1 protein-coding gene is annotated in these 1391 nt (G+C 57.2%); it reads right to left on the bottom strand.

Features of this window, described 5'->3' with window-relative positions; genetic code table 11:
- Nucleotides 1-535: 535 nt before the first annotated feature.
- Complete coding sequence (locus SRAH_RS12225; protein WP_076607041.1) at nt 536-1087, bottom strand: DUF4145 domain-containing protein; 552 nt, start codon at nt 1085-1087, stop codon at nt 536-538.
- Between the last annotated feature and the right edge of the window lie 304 nt (nt 1088-1391).

The raw sequence follows: 1391 nt of genomic DNA, 5'->3' as shown, positions 1-1391 counted from the left end.
CCTAACGTTGAGGTTAACCGGCGGGCCGAAGGCACGTCCGAGTTGAACCGCAGGTTAGGCGATGGCGTGAAGGGTGCTGGGCCTTGGAACGCTGCGGCGTTGCCGGAGATTATGGCCGGGGCCTTGCAGGAAAGCAAGTGCGGTGTGCCTGTTCCGTTCCGCGAAGGCTAAGCAGCACAGGCGGAACCCGAGAGAGTGGAGCGCTAAAAGCCAGAGCGATGCCTCACGTTGAGGCTGGCGGTGGTGTTCAGAGCTTGATGTAACGCCACGTACTGAGTCCGAGTGCCTCTGCGGCGCGTTTTGCGGCTTCCTTGTCGGGAAGTTGCGGGATTAGATTCAGGTCAAGAGTTGCAAGGAGTTCGTGTGAGATTGGACGGTCGTTCGATCGGGGATCGAAGCGATACCAGCGGATAACGGTTTCTGTGGTGGCGAGAACGTATGACATGGTAGCGAAGAGGCGCATGAATCTGGGGCCTAGCGTTCAAGTGCAGGCGCCTTGCGCGGCTTTATGCGCAAGGTTGCCTGCAACGCAGGGTTAGCCCTCGACATTGAGAATTAGCTCCGACATTCTAGCAGCCAATTGAAGATAGCGGTCGGCTTCATCCTGATTGAGACTGAAGTCAGGGAGGTGCGCGGCCTGATTTCTCAGCTTTCGCATTTGGTCGAGCAGAGAATCGCTACCCTTCGGCAATTTTTCACGGCGAACCAGCTCTTCCACGCAGAGGTGGGGATTTACCCGAGGAATTGCGGCTCCTTGAACAAAGCCAGACTTCCCCGCAGCGTCTTCGACAAGAACCCACGCCTCCATGATCGCTGCACGAGGCGACACATCAGCGATACGGCGCAATGACTCAAGTTTCGACGTAATCTCCGGTCGCGATGGAAAAGAAGGGGAGGACTGTTCAATATACGAGACCTTTGCCTCAGCCTCCGCCAGCCCTATCTCGAATTTCGCTTCGACATCCTTGTACTTCAATTGAGACATGCGATGGATTAGCGAGCGCAATTCGCCCTTAAATAGATATGCGATCCAGACGACCGCTACGGGCCATGCAATTCCGGTTAAAAGAGTTACGAGTAGTTCCATGGCGCGTACCTAGAGGCCTAACGTTGAGGTTAACCGGCGTGCCGAAGGCACGTCCGAGTTGAACCGCAGGTTAGGCGATGGCGAGAAGGGTAACTGGGCCTTGGAACGCTGCGGCGTTGTCGGAGATTATGGCTGGGGATGTTCAGGAAAGTAAGCGCGGTGTGCTGGGTGACGAGGTGGCTAGACCGGGGAGCAGCAGGCCAGCAACCGGGCAGCATTGCCGGAGGCCGAGGGATTGGAGTGGCAGAAGCCAGAGCGAGGCCTAACGTTGAGGTTAACCGGCGGGCCGAAGGCACGTCCGAGT

It is taken from the genome of Serpentinimonas barnesii (assembly GCF_000696225.1).
In the GTDB taxonomy this organism is placed as follows: domain Bacteria; phylum Pseudomonadota; class Gammaproteobacteria; order Burkholderiales; family Burkholderiaceae_C; genus Serpentinimonas; species Serpentinimonas barnesii.
This window is presented reverse-complemented; position numbering and strand designations above follow the sequence as displayed.

Bases quoted from the DNA above. Each gene is read 5' to 3' on its own strand.
- SRAH_RS12225 (WP_076607041.1), bottom strand. From the start codon at position 1,087: ATGGAACTACTCGTAACTCTTTTAACCGGAATTGCATGGCCCGTAGCG.